The sequence below is a fragment of the Maribacter stanieri genome, from assembly GCF_900112245.1.
GTDB classification, from domain to species: domain Bacteria; phylum Bacteroidota; class Bacteroidia; order Flavobacteriales; family Flavobacteriaceae; genus Maribacter; species Maribacter stanieri.
Genome location: NZ_FOYX01000001.1, coordinates 1,382,608 through 1,400,781, shown reverse-complemented (window position 1 = coordinate 1,400,781; position 18,174 = coordinate 1,382,608). Strand labels below are relative to the sequence as shown.

Genomic DNA, 18,174 nt, shown 5'->3' with positions numbered 1-18,174 from the left:
ACATCTTACCCGTGCAGTTCAAAGATAATTTTTGTTTTCGTATGGTATGTTAAGCCTATTACAGCAAACTGTTAATTTATTGAAAAGCAGGCATTCCCGTAATATCGGCACCTGTAATTAATAAATGAATATCGTGCGTACCTTCATAAGTAATAACACTTTCTAAATTCATCATATGCCTCATAATACTGTACTCACCAGTAATACCCATACCACCTAATACTTGTCTTGCTTCACGAGCTATTTTTATAGCCATCTCTACATTGTTTCTTTTCGCCATTGATATTTGCGCAGAAGTAGCTTTACCTTGATTCTTTAATTGTCCCAATCTATACGCCAGTAATTGCGCCTTGGTTATTTCTGTTATCATTTCTGCCAATTTCTTTTGTTGCAATTGTGTAGCTGCAATAGGTTTACCGAATTGTACACGTTCCTTAGCATATCTTAAGGCAGTATCATAACAATCCATTGCGGCACCAATTGCACCCCATGATATTCCAAATCTAGCAGAATCCAAACATCCTAATGGAGCTCCTAAACCTGATTTATTTGGCAAAAGATTCTCTTTAGGCACTTTTACATTATCAAATATTAACTCACCAGTAGCTGAAGCTCTTAATGACCATTTGTTATGTGTTTCAGGTGTTGTAAATCCTTCCATACCACGCTCAACAATTAATCCATGAATACGCCCTTCTTCATTTTTTGCCCATACAACGGCAATGTCACAGAAAGGTGAATTAGAAATCCAAAGCTTGGCACCATTTAAAAGATAATGGTCTCCCATATCTTTATATTTAGTTTCCATACCACTTGGATTAGAACCGTGGTTAGGCTCTGTTAATCCAAAAGACCCCATCCATTCACCAGAAGCTAATTTTGGTAAATATTTCTTACGTTGTTCCTCTGTACCATAAGTATAAATAGGATACATTACCAATGATGATTGTACAGAAGCCGTAGAACGAACACCACTATCTCCCCTTTCAATTTCTTGCATGATAAGTCCGTAGCTAATTTGATCTAACCCTGCTCCACCGTATTCTTCTGGTATGTAAGGACCAAAAGCACCAATTTCTGCAAGACCTTTAATAATCTGCTTTGGGAATTCTGCTTTTTGGGCATATTCTTCAATAATAGGAGATACATCTCTTTTCACCCATTGGCGCGCAGCATCGCGTACCAACAAATGTTCTTCAGATAGTAAATCGTCTAAATTATAATAATCTGGTGCTTCAAATAAATCTGGTCTCATAACAATGCTTTTATCAAAGATAATTAAAGAAATATAACAATATGTAATACTAAAGTTACATTTTTAAATAAAAATCTTTAGTCAGCTCCACATACTCAGTAGTATAGACATGTCGGTCTGTTTCAATTATTAAATCAGTCACCTTACTTGGTGAATCATTTCGTGAGAAGGATAACAACGTACGCTTAATTTCTGCCGTAGGGTTGCCTTTTACATGAAGACATTCGTTTACAAACAAACCTAATTCAGTAGCCATTTTTAGAAACGACTCTTTTTCTTTAAAAGGTATAATGGTGGCGAAAGTACCATTGTCAGATAACAATTTAGAAACTCCTTCTAACAATTCACTGAAAGGTAAAAACTCATTCTGCCTTGCCTGATCACGTTGCAAATTACCAGATGTAACTGTTTCTGAATAAAATGGAGGATTACAAACAATTAAATCATACTTATCGTCAATCTCATCAACAAATTCATCTAAACCGGCGTGATAACAATACAATCTATCTCCCCATGGTGATAATTCGAAATTATCAACACATTGTTCATATGCGGCTGCATCTATCTCAATAGCATCAATAACTTCTGCCGCGCCTCTTTGAGCCAACATTAATGCAATTACCCCAGTACCAGTACCAATATCCAAAATAGTCTCAGGAGCGTTATCTAGGTTAGCCCACGCACCTAGTAGAACGCCATCTGTACCAATTTTCATAGCACAACGGTCTTGATTTATTTCAAACTGTTTAAACTTAAATAACTCGCTCACAATAAATTAAATATGTAGTTGATTGAACTAGATGTTTAGTCGGTCAGGTTATTTAATATTCTACTTTTCGCATCTGTCAAATAGCTTCTACCAATGGTATATCTGATACCGCCAATTTCTACACTATTACCTTCAACCACGCTTACTTTGTCTACAGCAATGGTATAAGACCTATGAATCCTAATAAAATTATCTCCTGGCAGTTCATCAGTAAAACTACTTAATGTTCTATGGATAATGTACTTAGATGTTGGTGTTATAATTCTGATGTAATCTTTGAGACTTTCTATCACCATTATTTCATCTAGATAAATCTTCTGTAATTTCTTTTTATCCACTTTTACAAAAATGGAAGGCTTTTCATCTTTATCTGATGTACCATTATTGGCACCTTTCTTTAAACCAATTACACGATCTACAGATTTAAAGAATCTTGGTAATGAAATTGGTTTCACCAAATAGTCTATAGCTTCAAGCTCAAAACTTTTAAGTGCATGTTCTTCATGAGCAGTAGTCATAATGACAAAAGGTTTTTTATGAAGGGTACTCAAAAACTCCAGTCCGTCTAAAAATGGCATATTAATATCCAAGAACATAATATCCACTTCGTTATCCCTTAAAAAGGTGGACGCATCTAAGGCATTGGAAAAAGTGCCTTCTAACTGCAATTCTTTAACACGAAGTATATAATTTTTAATCACATTTACTGCCAATGGCTCATCATCTACTACTATCACTTTCAAAATCATATTACCTTTAGCTTTAAAAAAACGTTGAACATTTTATTTTCTTCGAAAATTTTTAAATCATAATCATTTTTACCATATCCCAACTCCAAACGTTTTTTAACGTTAGAGAGGCCTATACCACCTCTTTTTACAGGATAAACAAATTCTTTATTGACATTTGGTATGGAATTAGAGACTTTAAAATCCATAAAAAACTCATCTACTTTTATATCAATTTTAATTTTCATCTCTCCTATATTTTTACTTGCACCGTGTTTAAAACAGTTTTCTATAAGAGGTATTAATAACATAGGTGGAATCTTACAATTATCTAGATTACCAGAAATATTCATATCTATCTTTAAAGAATCATCAAAACGAATACGTTCCAAATCTATGTAATTTCTAATACAATTGATTTCACTTGTTAAATCTTGTCGCTGTTTTTTAGTGGCATATAACAAATACCTCATAAGTTCAGACAACTTTAAGATGACCTCTGGTGCTTGGTCAGATTTCTCCAAAGTTAAAGAGTATATATTGTTCAAGGTATTAAAGAAAAAATGTGGAGATACTTGAGACCTTAAAAAACGAAGCTCGGTTTTCAATTGTCGTTTTTCCAAATCATGAAGCTTACTACTCTCCCTAAGCCAATCTACCGTTAATTTTATAGCTGTAAAAAACGATATTACATAGACCTCACCGATCATGGTTTGTACCGCATAACCAATTGTTAAAGTGTTAATAACCTCTAAGCCCTCTGGCATTACATTAGTACTTACCAAATAATAAGTAAGATTATATTTGGCCAATAACATTACAAACAATGATGCAAGAATACATATTGTATACTGAACATATTTTTTAGTGTATATAAATTTTGGCATTAAATAATACGCGTTTAAATACGCCAAGAACATATGTATAGGAAAACCAATTAAATTGGTACGTAAGGAAAGTAAAAAATCATCGTGAATAAAAGTCCAACGAAAAGTATTGAAGACAAAATAGACCAACCAAAACAAAATATGATGCCAAGGTTTTATCTCACTTGTGCCAAAAAACTTAGGCCTACTTAAAAACTTTCTTAATCTAACATCCATAGGTTTTAAAAACTCTAATACTTTTCAATAATATGACGTTGGGCACTAATCTTTAGTTGTTAGGCTAAAAATATTCAGATTACTAATAATTATGAAAATATTCAATCTAAATATACAGAATAACGAAAACTCAAATATGTTGTTAAATGTACTTAAAAACAACATTTGCACAGCTTCATTTTAAAATGAGCTTAATAAAAGGGTTAAGTTGATTGATTAAAATTCAACATTATTCAAACTTCATCTCATATTAAATCGATAAAAAATAAGATTGAAAAAAAGCTCGGAGTTGTTGATTTTAAAGAAGTTAAGACTTTAAGTGCTAAAAAATAAGATTATGGAAATTTTCAATAAAAAATCATTGAAAGCTAAAAAGGCAGTAGCACTACTATTGTTTATGTTATACTTAGGTGCAATTTCAATGCTAGCACAAGAAACACCAAGAACTTACGTGGCTCATAACACCATTGAAAATATTAAAATTGATGGCAAAATGAACGAATCTTCATGGCAAAAAACAGCATGGTCCAGCAACTTTATAGATATAGAAGGGGATAAAAAACCAACATACGAAACAAAGTTTAAAATGCTTTGGGACGATGCCAATATTTATTTCTTTGTAAAATTAAAAGAACCTCATGTTTGGGCTACCTTAAAACAGAAAGACACTATTATTTTTTACAATAATGATTTTGAAATCTTTTTTGACCCAGATGGCGACACTCATAATTATTATGAGTTTGAAATGAACGCTCTAAATACAATTTGGGACCTATACCTATCTAAACCTTATAGAAATAACGGTTATATTATGGATGGATGGGATTTTAAAGGCTTAAAATCAGCTGTTCAAGTACAAGGAACTTTGAATAATTCTACCGACATAGACGAAGGCTGGACTATAGAAATTGCTATTCCTTGGTCATTTACAACTGCCCCGGGGGGAACCACCAATATACCAGAAAATGACTTTTGGAGAATGAATTTTTCGCGTGTAAATTGGGACTTTGATCTTAAAAATGGTCGTTATAGTAGAAAAAAAGACCCATCAGGCAAGTTTTTACCAGAATACAACTGGGTATGGTCTCCACAAGGTGTTATTAATATGCATGAGCCAGAACATTGGGGTTATGTCTATTTTGATAAAAATTCAATGGGAGCTACTACTGATTTCACCGTACCAGAAGACGAGCATATTAAATGGTATTTGTATGAATTATATAGAAATCAAATAAATAAAAATAGCACCGAAGATGGGTGGATTTTAAAAAAAGGGATTCTTCAAAAAGAGTCTAAACTAATATTAGGAAAGTCAGTTACCGCTATTTTAGAAAAGAATAATTTTGGTTTTGACATTTGGATCAAAAGCCCTTTCACCAACAAAAAACTAGTCATACACACAGACGGAAAATTCGAAACATATAATGATACAACCAACTAAACTTTTAAAATTTATAGTCCTTTTTATATTCGCCTTGACTATTTCATGCGAATCAAAAAAAGAAAAAACAGCATCCTCAACTACTGAAAAATCTTCTACGATCAAAGAAGAATCATTTAAGTTATGGACTTGGATTACTGCAGAAAAAACTAGAACCGACGAATCTTTTGATGAAGAATTTGAAAAGTATGGAGACAATGGTCTAGATGCTATTTTAATAAATACGTATGGAGACCCAGAATTACTTGCTAGACTTGTACCTATTGCAAAAAAGCATAATTTAGAAGTACATGCTTGGATGTTTACCATGAACCGCCCCGGAGATAAAATTGCGGAACAACACCCAGAATGGTACGCTGTAAGTAGAGATGGAAAATCTTGTTTTGACGAACCACCTTATGTTGGTTATTACAAATGGCTTTGCCCAACCAGAAAAGAATCGCGCGAACATGTACTTAGTTTAATAGAAGGTCTAGTTAAAGTAGAAGGCGTAGCTAGTTTCCATTTAGATTATATTAGATATTCCGATATTTTCCTTCCAATTGGTTTGTTACCCAAATATGATTTAAAACAAGAGACAGAATTAGCGAGATATGACTTCTGCTATTGTGATGTTTGTACGTCAGAATTTGAAAAAGAACACCATAAGAATCCTAAGGATTTCAGAAATCCTGCGATAGATATGGAATGGAAAAATTTTAGATTGAATAAGGTTAAAGCTATTGTTGACGAGGCATACAAAATTACACATGAGAATGGCAAACAATTAACCGCCGCCGTATTTCCTTATCCAGAAATGGCAGATCACATGGTACGCCAACGATGGGATAAATGGCAAGTAGATGCCGTATTACCAATGATTTACAATGTATTCTACAACGAAGAAATAGATTGGATCGGGTATGCTACCAAACAAGGTGTTGAAGATTTAAAAGGAAAAGATACAGAACTACATACTGGTATATATGTACCAGAAATGACCCCTGAGCAATTAAAAGAAGCTATTTACCAAGCTAAAAGCAATGGTGCAAAGGGAGTTTCTTTCTTTGATGGACCTGCTATAACAGATGACCAATGGCGTGTTATTAGTGCATCACAAAACCCATGATTAATGTTTAATATTTAAAAATTTACTTTTTATTAACACGTTGTTAAGCTTATCACAATAGTTATTAGTCGAAATTTTTGAACATTAGATGGAATATAGCTCAACTTATCCTCGTATTTTATACAAACTAACTAAACTCAATCATTTATGAACAAAAAATTCTTAAGTTTTTTGACCATTACATTACTGCTTTTTTTTCAAGGAGTAACAGGTCAAGATAAAAACGTATCCGGTGTTGTCACAGATGATACAGGATCACCTTTGCCGGGTGTTAACGTAGTTGAAAAAGGCACATCGAACGGAACTTCTACCGATTTTGATGGTAATTATGCAATTAGCGTTGATGCAAACGCAACATTAGTTTTCTCCTCTTTAGGGTACAAGACTAAGGAAGTTGGCGTTAATGGAAGGTCAACAGTAAACACTTCAATCGCTGAAGATGCTAGCGAATTAGATGAAGTTGTAGTAACGGCTTTAGGTATTCGTAAAGAAACCAAAGCATTAGGTTATTCTTTAACAGAGGTTGATGCCGATGAAATTTCTACGGTTAAAACACCAAACGCAATCAACTCATTACAAGGTAAAATTGCGGGTGTGAACATTTCTCAAAATGCAACAGGTGCTGCTGGTTCAAGTAGAGTTGTAATTAGAGGAGCAAGTTCATTATCTGGTAATAACCAACCTTTATATGTTGTAGATGGTATTCCTATAGGTAATGGAAACAATGGCTCTGCTAGTTTATGGGGTGGATCTGATGGTGGAGATGGTATCTCTAGTTTAAATCCTGATGATATCGAATCTATTTCGGTTCTTAAAGGTGGTGCGGCTTCTGCACTGTACGGTTCTCGTGCTGCAGGTGGTGTAATTATCGTTACAACCAAATCTGGTAAAGGACAAGAAGGTTTTGGAGTTGAATTTAGTAGCTCGGTAACTTTTGATAAAGTAAATACCGACTTACAAGACTTTCAACAAGAATACGGTCAAGGTGTAAGAGGTGTAAGACCAGGGTCGCAGCAAGCTGCCCTTGAAGCAGGCACTTCATCTTGGGGTGAGGCTTACGACGGTGTTAGTACTCCTCAGTTTGATGGTGTTTCTAGACCATACTCATACACAGGTAATAATGTAGATAAATTTTACAGATCTGGTACTACATTTATTAATACTGTAGCAATCACCAATGCTTCTGAAAACTTAACGTATAGACTTTCTGCATCAGACTTAACAAACGAAGATGTATTGCCAAATGCAGGTTTAAATAGAAAATCATTTTCTATTAACTCTAGTGCAATTTTAGGCGAGAAACTTACAAGTAACGTTAATGCTAAATATATTATAGAAAAGGTTCAGAATAGACCTAGACTTTCAGATTCACCAGGTAACGCAAACTTCTCAGTTGCATTGTTACCAGGTAATATTGATGTAACAACATTACAACCATCAACAAATCCTGATGGAAGTGAAAGAGGCTTTTCAAACAACACGTTCTCTACGAATCCATATTTTGCTGCTTATAACTTCAACAATCAAGATGTAAGAAATAGAATTATAGCATCTACTTCTTTACGTTATGATATATTAGATTGGTTATCCCTAACCGGTAGAGTTGGTATAGATAATGACATTATCAGAAGAACATCTGTAGAGCCATTTGGTACAGCATACAAACCTTTAGGTGGTATCAATGAAGAAGAAAGAAGATATAACCAAGTTGATGCTGATTTAATATTAGCTGCAGAAAAGAACATTACAGACAAGTTTGCAATTTCTGCTCTTGTAGGAGCGAACAACAACCACGTAAAATCTGAAAACTTATTCTTAGGTGGTAATGATTTTATTGTTCCTGGTTTAGAAGATATAGGTAACACTGTTAGCCAATCAAGAAGCAGAGAATATTCTGAAAGAAAAATTGGTTCTGTATATGGTTCATTAGAATTGTCTTACGATCGTTGGGCTTACGTAACTTTTACAGGTAGAAATGACTGGTTCTCTACCTTATCTTTCCCTGGAAAGACAACGCCTAATGATGATTTTTATCCATCTATAAATGCTAGTTTAATTTTATCAGATGCTTTGAACTTACCAAATTTCGTAAGCTTCTTAAAACTAAGAGGTGGTTATTCTGAAGTTGCCGGTGGTGCTCAGGATCCTTATTCTCTTGCGTTAACTTATGAAATATTCGGAAACCCTATTCAAGGTCAACCATTAGGTAGAATTTCTGGTAGTACGGTTCCAAACGCAAATCTTGTTGCATTCAGTAAAAACGAAACTGAAATTGGTTTGGATATGAGATTATTCAATAACAGACTTTCATTAGATTTCGCTTACTATAACAATGAAACTACAAATGACATTGTAAATGTTGCCACTTCTGAGTACTCTGGATTCTCTGGCGCAAGTGCTAACTTAGGTAAGGTTTCAAATAAAGGTGTTGAATTTCTTTTGAGTGGTACTCCTATTCAAACAAAAGACTTTTCATGGAATACGACAATTAACGGTGCATACAACGAAGGTTTAGTTGTTGCTACAGATAATGTTGATTCTGATGTTAATTTAGATGAGCCAAGAACTCAAAATGTTAGAATTACACATATCGTAGGCGAAACTTACGGTACTATCGTAGGTGTATCTTACGAACGTGATGATAATGGTACTATCGTTTATGAAATAGACGGTGATGGTGTTCCTAGAGCGGTAGAAGGTGAACGTAAAATTTTAGGTGAAGGTGTACCACCATTAACAGTTGGTTTCACAAACTCATTTAGGTATAAGAATTTCAATTTAAATTTCTTGATCGATGGTAAATTTGGTGGTCAGATTTTTTCTGGAACCAATACTATACTTTATGGAACAGGATTACATAAAAACACTTTAGAAGGTCGAGAAAATGGTTTAACCGTTTCAGGTATTGATGTTGCAAATGGGCAACCTTTTACAACAACTGTTGCACCAGAAGATTTAGAAACTTACTATGGTGAAATAAATGATATCGCTGAAGAATTCGTTGAAGATTCAGATTATATCAAATTCAGACAAATGAGCATCGGGTATTCATTACCAAAGAAATCTTTGGACAATGTATTCTTAACAGATGTAAATGTTTCCCTTATCGCTTCTAACTTATTTTACATTAAAAGAAGTGTAGATAACATCGATCCTGAAAGTGCATATACTGCAGGTAACTCTCAAGGTTTAGAATATTTCGGGGTTCCTTCAGCTAGAAGTTATGGTCTAACTATCAATGTAAAGTTTTAAAAGAGAACTATGAAAAAATCAATATTTATACTAATGTTCGCACTACTTTTTGTTGGTGCATGTGACGATGGTTTTGAGGAATTGAATGTCAATCCTACCAAACCTAGTCAAGTTGCAGCTAGTAATAAGCTAACTGCTATTATAAAATTTATCTCTAGTGAGCGATATGACAATTGGAGAGCTGGTATGATTTACCAATCAACAATGATGCAGCATATTTCTACAACTGCAGGATACTGGAGTGGAGATAAATATACTTGGAACAGAGGCTATGCTTCTTCTTTATTAGATCGTTATTATGGCAACGCCATAAAATCTATAGAAGATTTGCAATTTCAATTAGAAGAAGAGAGTGCCCCGGAAGAAATGAAGGCTATTGTAAGAATATTGCGTGTTTTTGCATATTCAAGACTAACCGATTTATATGGTGATGTACCTTATAGTGAAGCTGGTAAAGCTGTAATAGACGGTATTTTCCTTCCAAAATATGATGCACAAAGTGAAATATATCCAGATTTATTAAAAGAATTGGAAGAATCAGCTGCCGCTTTAGGTACTGGAACTTCAGAGTTTGGATCTGCAGATGTAGTTTACGGAGGTGACCAAGCTAAATGGAAAAAACTAGCAAATTCATTAATGTTACGTTTAGGCCTTAGATTGATAAAAGTTGACCCAGCAGCATCACAAGCTTGGGCAACCAAAGCTATCGCTGGTGGTGTAATGACTTCAAATGAAGATATTTTCTACCTTCAACATGACGCTGACAACAAAAATGGAATAGGAGAAGTTTTTACAGCAGACAGTAATCCAAGAATGAGTAAGACTTTCATTGACTTTTTACAAGGTGGTAATGACCCAAGATTACCAATTTTGGCAGCAAGAAGAAGTGATGGTAGTACTGCTCCTGAAGATCTAATAGGTTTTCCTAATGGTTTAGATTCACCAATGTTATTGGAGTTAACAGGTGAGGACAATACAGATGCTTATGCAGAACCAAATAGAAGTATCATTACAGGAGAAACAACTCCAATGATTTTCCAAACATATGCCGAAGTGGAATTTATGTTAGCAGAATCAAATGTACGTTGGGGTCTTGCTGGTGATGCCGCTACACACTATAACAATGGTGTTACCGCTGCTATGAAACATTTATCTCTATATGGAGAAGATGCAGTTATAGCTGATGAAGACATTACAGCTTATTTAACTGCGAACCCATATGATGCTGCAAATGCCATAGAGCAAATAAATACCCAATATTGGGCAGCAACATTCTTAAATGAATATGAAACGTTTTCTAACTGGAGAAGATCAGGTTTCCCTAATCTTACCCCTGTAAACTACCCTGGTAATGTTACCAATGGTACTATACCAAGAAGACTTACGTATTCTGAGAGTGAACAAAGTACTAACCCTGATAATTATGCAGCTGCAGTAGCAGCTCAAGGGCCAGATGTTCTTACCACTAGAGTTTGGTGGGATGCACAATAACAATATTACGACAGGTTTTTGAGTGAAACCTCTCATAATAGTTGAGTTAATTTATATTGAGTTTGAAAAGGAGAGGAAACTCTCCTTTTTTTTGTGTAAAATAGTATCTTGTAATCATGAAAACCAGGCTTTTATTTTATTGCTGTTCTTTACTGCTAATATGCTGTAACACTACCACTAAAGAAATTGAAGTGAATGAAAAACTTTTCACTTCACTAAAATCTGATGAAACAGGAATCGACTTTAACAACCGTATAAAAGACGATAAGGATAAAAACATTTTTGCATACGCCAACTTCTATGGCGGTGCCGGTGTTGGTGTTGGCGATTTTAATAATGATGGGCTTCAAGATATTTTTTTTGCAGGCAATATGGTGCCAGACAAATTATACATCAACCAAGGTAATTTAAGCTTCATTGACAAGACTGAAGAAGCGGGTATCATAAATTTTGACGGGTGGTCAACCGGCGTTACCGTTGCGGACATTAATAATGACGGACATTTAGATATTTATGTCAGTAGAGAGCTTTATGATGAAAATCCTGAATGGCGAAGAAACCTATTATTCGTCAACAAAGGTGATGGTACATTTGAAGAAAAGGCAGAAGCATATCAGATAGCAAATACTGAAAGAACAAGACATGCTACTTTTTTAGATTATGATAAAGATGGGTTGTTAGATTTATTTCTTTTAACGCAACCACCAAATCCTGGTAGTCTTTCTCAATACCACAATGCAGATAATCTTCTTATACCTGAATATGCATTAAAACTTTATAAAAATAACGGAGACACTTTCAAAGATGTTTCTAAAATGGCAGGAGTCGATAGAACCGGATTCCCCAATGCTGTTTCTGCAAGTGACATAAATAATGATGGCTGGACAGACCTTTATGTTGCCAATGATTTTTATGCTCCAGATTTTTTATTCATGAACAACCAAGACGGTACTTTTTCCAGTATTGAAAAAAGTGCTTTAAAACAGACTTCTTATTACAGTATGGGTGTTGATGTTGCGGACATTAACAACGACCAAAACCTAGATATTTTTGTACTTGACATGGTCTCGGAAGACAACTTTAGATTAAAATCTAACATGAGCGGAATGAACATTGGTTCTTTCTGGAAGGTTGTAGAAGATGGTGGGGGTTTCCAATACATGTACAATACGTTACAACTTAACAACGGTAATGAAACCTTCAGTAACATTGCACAATTTTCCGGTATGGCAGCAACCGATTGGAGCTGGTCTAACCTCATCGCTGATTTTGATAATGACGGGTTAAAAGACACCTACGTAACCAACGGTCTTTTAAGAGATATTAGAAATACCGATGCTGATAAAAACGTAGCTAATTACATAAATACTACTAGGGCAAATTGGCTTCAGAAAAACCCTAATGCACAGAACATTAAAAGTATATGGGACGTAGTTGACCTAGAAAAAGCAGTAAGCATGGTCCCTTCCCAACCTTTAAGAAACTATGCTTATAAAAACAAAGGAGAACTTGAATTTGAAAACAGCTCAAAAGAATGGGGTTTAGATGATGAATCATTTTCCAATGGTTCTGCATATGCAGATTTTGACAATGATGGTGATTTAGATTTAGTAGTAAACAACATAAACAACGAGGCTTTCATTTACAGAAACAACTCTGAAACGGCTAACGACCGAAATTTTCTAAGAATTGAATTAGTTGATGATAATTACAAACCTACCTTTGGCGCTAGAGTTCAAATTTACACCTCACAAGGTGTGCAGACTTTAGAAACTACCAATGTTAGGGGCATCTATTCTACAAGTGAATCTACCCTACATTTTGGACTAAACAATCTTAATAAAATAGATAGTCTTACCGTACTATGGCCTAATGGAAACATTACTAGTAAAAAGAACATTCAGACAAATCAAATCTTAAAAATTTCATCTAGTGATTCTAAAAAAATAACACCGAAAACAGAAGAATCTTCCAAATACCTTTTTGCGGATAGGACTTCATCATTTCCGGCTAAATTCAACCATATAGAAAATAGCTTTGATGATTTTGAAAAACAGATTTTACTACCTCATAAATTATCGCAGTTCGGACCAGCATTAACTGCTGGTGATATTAATAATGATGGTTTAGATGATTTCTATATTGGTGGTGCCGCAAATCAATCCCCTTCTCTATTTGTTCAAGAACAAAATGGAAGTTTCAAAGAAATTGAGACGGCATTCTGGAAAAAAGAAGCGGCATATGAAGATATCGACGCTCTTTTTGTAGACATTAATAATGATGGATTTACAGATTTGTATGTGGTAAGCGGTGGTAACGAATACCCAAAAAACGATTTCCATTACACTGACAGAATTTATCTAAACCAAGGTAATGGAATTTTTAAAAAAGGTGCAATTTTAAATAGCGCTAGAATTAGTGGTTCTACTGTAAAAGCAGCAGATTATGATGGTGATGGCGATTTGGACCTTTTTATAGGCGCTAGACACACACCACAGCAATACCCTAATCCGGCATCTAGTATGTTGCTTATTAATGATAACGGACAATTATCAAACAAAACAGAATCATTATCCCCACAGTTATTAAACATGGGAATGGTAACCGATGCTATTTGGAGCGACTATGACAATGACAGTGATTTAGATTTAATTGTAGTTGGTGAATGGATGCCTATCACCATCTTCGAAAACAACAATGGAAGCTTATCAAAACTTGAAATGGAAGATTTTAAATCATCTTACGGGTGGTGGTTTAGCATAGAACAAGGAGATTTTGACAATGATGGCGACATGGATTATATAGCTGGTAATTTAGGCCTTAATTACAAATACAAAACTAGCTCTGATAAACCTTTTGATGTGTATTACAATGACTTTGATGCCAATGGCAACGCAGATATTGTTCTAGGCTATTATAATAAAGAAAAGCATTACCCACTTAGAGGTTTTTCTTGTTCCTCTGAGCAGATTCCAGATTTAAAGAAAAAAATTGTAAAGTATGACGCTTTTGCATCCATGGAATTAAAAGATGTTTACGGCGAGGAAAAATTAAAGAACTCGTTGCATTACAGCGCAGATACTTTCGCTTCTGTCTATATTGAGAATATTGGTGATGGAAAATTTAAAATGACCAACTTACCAAACTTAGCTCAGTTAACCAACCTCAACGACATGCTTATAAGCGATTTTAATGGCGATGGATCGTTAGATGTTCTTGCTGTAGGTAACTTATATGTATCGGAAATAGAAACCCCTAGAAACGACGCTGGCACAGGTGTCTTGTTATTAGGTGATGGAAAAGGCAGCTTTACCGAAAAGCGTGGCTCAGAAATTGGTTTTTATGCCGCTAAAGATGCCAAAAAATTAATAACGATTACCAATAATAAAAAGGATTATTATTTAGTAGGAAACAACAATGATGCACTTCAGTTTTTTGAACTTCAAAAGTAGCAATTACAGCTGTTAGATAATTTAGAAATGAATTAGTCTATTCTACCAGGTAATCTATTCTCGGTACCTTCTATATCCAAGAGAGAATCTCCCAGTCTATTTCGCATATCATTTGCCAATTTTTGAATGGTAGCGACTACCTTGGGGTTCTTTGCTGCAACATCCATTGTTTCGCTAATGTCGGTTTCCAAATTATACAATTCTATTTGGTTTAAATCTATCATCTTATAATTACCAGGCAAACCATCTTTTCCCGGCTCTTGACCATACATTGTTCTATACCTATGTGGAAAATATAATTTCCATTTACCATACCTAACGCCAAACAATTCATTTACCCTGTAATAAAAGAAATATACCTCTTGGGGGCTTTTATCTGTTTTTCCGGTAAAAAGGCTCCATGCACTTTTGCCATCTATTATATTAGTTGGTAGCGCTGCATTCGTTACCTCTGCTATAGAAGGCAGTATATCAATTGCCATAACAGGCGCATCAATAGTTATACCCGCTTCTATTTTCTCTGGATATTTAATTAAGAAAGGTTCTCGTTGTCCGCCTTCCCATCCGGTTCCTTTACCTTCCCTAAATGGCAAAGCACTACCAGAATGATTTCCGTATGCTAACCAGGGACCATTATCTGAAGTGAAAATAATAATTGTATTCTCAGTTAAACCATTTTTCTCTACTTCCTTGATAATTTCACCAACAGACCAATCTAACTCCATAATTACATCGCCATAAAGCCCTCGATTGGATTTACCTTTAAATTTATCGGAGACAAAAAGAGGCACATGTGGCTGTGGATGCGGAACATACAAAAAGAACGGATTATCTTTATTCCTTGTTATAAAATCTACACTACGCTCTGTAATTCTGGTGGTAAGATTCGTTTGATCCGTAAGCGTATCTATCACCTTTTCATTCTCATATAAAGGTAAAGGTCCAAAATCAAAAATAGGTCCCTGTTGTGGATGCAAGGGCCACATATCATTAGAATATGGTATTCCATAATATTCCTCAAAACCTTGATTATTCGGCATAAATTCTTGTGCATCGCCTAAATGCCATTTCCCAAAAATAGCGGTAGCGTATCCATTATCTTTCAACATTTCGGCAAGGGTAGTCTCACTTGGGTTTAACCCAACCTTACTATTAGGCATAAAAGCATTATGTACGCCTATTCTGTTTGGGTAACTGCCTGTTAAGATTCCAGCTCTAGAAGCTGAACAAACTGCTTGGGCGGCATAAAAATTAGTTAGCTTTGCCCCATCTTTTGCCATTTGATCAAGATTCGGAGTTTCAATATCATCGGCACCAAAAACACCTACATCATTATAGCCTTGATCATCCGTAAATATTAAAATGATATTTGGTTGAATAGACTCTTTTACATTAGCATTTTGACCTATTATCTGCTGTCCAATAAAAATTGATAGTACGAGTAAACAATTCAATTTAGTAATCATATTATATTTTTTCATCTTTTATAAGATTTAGCAGTATGGATAGACAAAATTTAATTTAGCACCACCTCATCAATGAAAATCCAGCTTTTACCACCTGGATCCGTATGCCAATTAGGGTTCTTTAGTGGGCTTTTAATGGACACCTTTACGTATTTGGCATTGGTTGGCGTTACATCTAAATCGAAAAAAGTAAGTTTTACTTCTGCATTTGGATCTTCTTCTCCCATATTCTTTCTGCCAATCTCTTTAAAACTTGTACCATCATTTGAAACAGATACTACAAATGCAGTTGGATAAAAAATCCAACTGGCAGGTGCAGACAATGCTCCTATAGATACTTTGGAAATTGAATTTTGTTCCTTTAATTCTACTATAGCATCTAGATGTTTACCTTCAAAACCTAGCCAATTACCATCCACGAAATTTGTAGAACCACGTTTTTGATCCATTAAGGTTTTACCTTTTTGTCCTTTATATTTTTCGTTAGGGGTCGACAGTAGATTTACATTTGCGTAAGCGATATTATTCTTGATAAACGTTCTTTCCGTTACAAAACTTGGCTCCCACTCCTTCTTCACCGCTATTGCCTTTACATTAGCGGTAGTTGTTAAAATAATATCGTTGTCGTACTTCAAAGATGATTCTGTGGGTACAGTACCGTCAAGCGTATAATATACGTCCGTACCGTCAAAAAGACTTTCTATACTGATTTTTAAACTATCAGAAAAAAAACTAGCCTCACTAATGATAGTTGGCGGATCTAAAACAGTTGCCTTAAAAACATCAGCTCCTATTTGCTGTATAGTGATACCAGGTAAGTCTTTTTGGAGTTGGACTAACCCGTCTGTACTTACATCTGTTTTCCATAAATATATATTCTGAAGCTTTTTATTATCCTTTAACTTAAATATCAATTTATCGGTTATGGCAGTACCATAAAGATTTAAAGATTCTAATAATTCAAATTCGTTTAATTCTTCACTAATAGCATCCGTTACCTTGGTATGTTGCAACTTCAATTTAAGTAGATTTTTGAACGGACTTAAGCTAGACATTAGCTCGTCATTAAAATTACTGAATCCAAAATCCATCTCAATAATATTAGGAGCATACTCTTCTAGCAGCTCTAATTGATCCGCGGTTATTGAATCCATACTAGCCATGGAAACAGCTATTAAATGATTTTTTGCAGATAGAGTCTGTACAGATACACCTGCACTTCTAACTCCTAGTATCCATTCTTTTGGCACTTCTTGCGCTTCTTTGGCTAATACCGCAATAGCAGAAGTATCTTTTTCTAACGAAGATAAAACAGCAATCATTTTCTCTTCTCTTGGCAGTTCGTTTACTTTACATTCAAAACAATTTTTATTTTCTATCCACCACTCTAACAATGCTTTTTCATTATCGGTCAATTGAACCTTACCTTTTGGCGGCATGTGGTCTTCATTCTCCAAAGGAAGATGAACTCGCGCTAAAAATAACGAATGTTCTTCTCCAGAAATGGTATCGAAAAGACTGCCGCTATCTCCACCCTTAGTTATCTCGTTAGGATTACTCATTAACAAGCCTCCCTTTGCTTTGTTAGCATTATGACAGCTAACACATTTATCATCTAATATTGGCTGAATAACTTGAGCATAAACTTGAGCTTCCTGTATATTGGTTATAACAATTTCTTCTTGCTCCTCAATAAATAAATAATCCTCTCCATGGGTCATGTTCCCACCAAAATGTCCGGTTAGGCTAATTAAGCCAAGTACCATCAAGAACATTGGGATGTATGTTTTGCTTACCCAACCTATTTTACTGCGCTTCACTAAATAAAGTAATACTGTAGTAACGGTAAAGGCTACCGCCATCCATCTATGTAAAAAAAGTGAATCTTCATCATAGCCACTTTCTTCACCTAAAAGCCAACCTGTACCTAAAGACAATAATGCCGTAATACCCGCAACTAATAGCGTGAATTCAACCACCTCACTAAAAGATTTTTTTGCTCTTATTCTACCATATACTTCTAAGATAAAGGCAAGCATAATAATACCAATGGGCAAGTGAACGAAAAGCGGGTGAAGATGCCCTATTTGTATACCTAATTGAATCATG

General features: G+C 34.9%; 11 protein-coding genes. 5 read left to right on the top strand and 6 right to left on the bottom strand.

Annotation, left to right across the window (positions count from 1 at the left end; genetic code table 11):
- Window positions 1-76: 76 nt before the first annotated feature.
- The 4 genes from BM296_RS06005 to BM296_RS05990 are packed head-to-tail and all read right to left on the bottom strand — an operon-like array spanning window position 77 to window position 3,855.
- Window positions 77-1,255 (bottom strand): acyl-CoA dehydrogenase family protein, encoded by a 1,179-nt coding sequence (locus BM296_RS06005; RefSeq protein ID WP_091902124.1) that lies wholly within the window; start codon window positions 1,253-1,255, stop codon window positions 77-79.
- A 55-nt stretch (window positions 1,256-1,310) separates the two neighbouring features.
- Window positions 1,311-2,024, bottom strand: a complete 714-nt coding sequence (locus BM296_RS06000; RefSeq protein ID WP_091902122.1) for a tRNA1(Val) (adenine(37)-N6)-methyltransferase — start codon at window positions 2,022-2,024, stop codon at window positions 1,311-1,313.
- Window positions 2,025-2,059: 35 nt separating this feature from the next.
- On the bottom strand, window positions 2,060-2,773 hold the full coding sequence (locus BM296_RS05995; protein WP_027065092.1) for a LytR/AlgR family response regulator transcription factor: 714 nt from the start codon (window positions 2,771-2,773) through the stop codon (window positions 2,060-2,062).
- On the bottom strand, window positions 2,770-3,855 hold the full coding sequence (locus tag BM296_RS05990) for a sensor histidine kinase (RefSeq protein WP_091902120.1): 1,086 nt from the start codon (window positions 3,853-3,855) through the stop codon (window positions 2,770-2,772). Before BM296_RS05990 ends, BM296_RS05995 begins: the two co-directional genes overlap by 4 nt.
- 337 nt (window positions 3,856-4,192) lie before the next feature.
- Between BM296_RS05990 and BM296_RS05985 the strand changes: the two genes are divergently transcribed.
- From BM296_RS05985 to BM296_RS05965, 5 genes are all read left to right on the top strand, one after another.
- Window positions 4,193-5,296 carry a carbohydrate-binding family 9-like protein gene (locus tag BM296_RS05985; RefSeq protein WP_091902118.1) on the top strand — a complete coding sequence of 368 codons (1,104 nt, stop codon included), beginning with the start codon at window positions 4,193-4,195 and terminating at the stop codon, window positions 5,294-5,296.
- Window positions 5,280-6,404 carry a family 10 glycosylhydrolase gene (locus tag BM296_RS05980; RefSeq protein ID WP_091902116.1) on the top strand — a complete coding sequence of 375 codons (1,125 nt, stop codon included), beginning with the start codon at window positions 5,280-5,282 and terminating at the stop codon, window positions 6,402-6,404. The genes BM296_RS05985 and BM296_RS05980 overlap by 17 nt, the downstream gene beginning before the upstream one ends.
- A gap of 147 nt (window positions 6,405-6,551) precedes the next feature.
- Window positions 6,552-9,656 (top strand): SusC/RagA family TonB-linked outer membrane protein, encoded by a 3,105-nt coding sequence (locus BM296_RS05975; protein ID WP_091902114.1) that lies wholly within the window; start codon window positions 6,552-6,554, stop codon window positions 9,654-9,656.
- 9 nt (window positions 9,657-9,665) lie between these two features.
- Window positions 9,666-11,147, top strand: coding sequence for a SusD/RagB family nutrient-binding outer membrane lipoprotein (locus BM296_RS05970; RefSeq protein WP_091902111.1), 1,482 nt, complete (start codon window positions 9,666-9,668; stop codon window positions 11,145-11,147).
- 191 nt (window positions 11,148-11,338) lie between these two features.
- Entirely contained in the window at window positions 11,339-14,599 is a 3,261-nt protein-coding gene (locus BM296_RS05965) for a VCBS repeat-containing protein (protein WP_245786970.1), read from the top strand.
- 32 nt (window positions 14,600-14,631) lie between these two features.
- On the opposite strand, the gene BM296_RS05960 is transcribed toward BM296_RS05965, so the two are convergent.
- Both BM296_RS05960 and BM296_RS05955 read right to left on the bottom strand, forming a co-directional pair.
- On the bottom strand, window positions 14,632-16,080 hold the full coding sequence (locus BM296_RS05960) for a sulfatase family protein (protein WP_091902107.1): 1,449 nt from the start codon (window positions 16,078-16,080) through the stop codon (window positions 14,632-14,634).
- A 35-nt stretch (window positions 16,081-16,115) separates the two neighbouring features.
- The gene (locus BM296_RS05955) at window positions 16,116-18,173 is read right to left on the bottom strand and encodes a chitobiase/beta-hexosaminidase C-terminal domain-containing protein (protein ID WP_091902105.1); all 2,058 of its coding nucleotides are present in this window, start codon (window positions 18,171-18,173) and stop codon (window positions 16,116-16,118) included.
- Window position 18,174 lies beyond the last annotated feature (1 nt).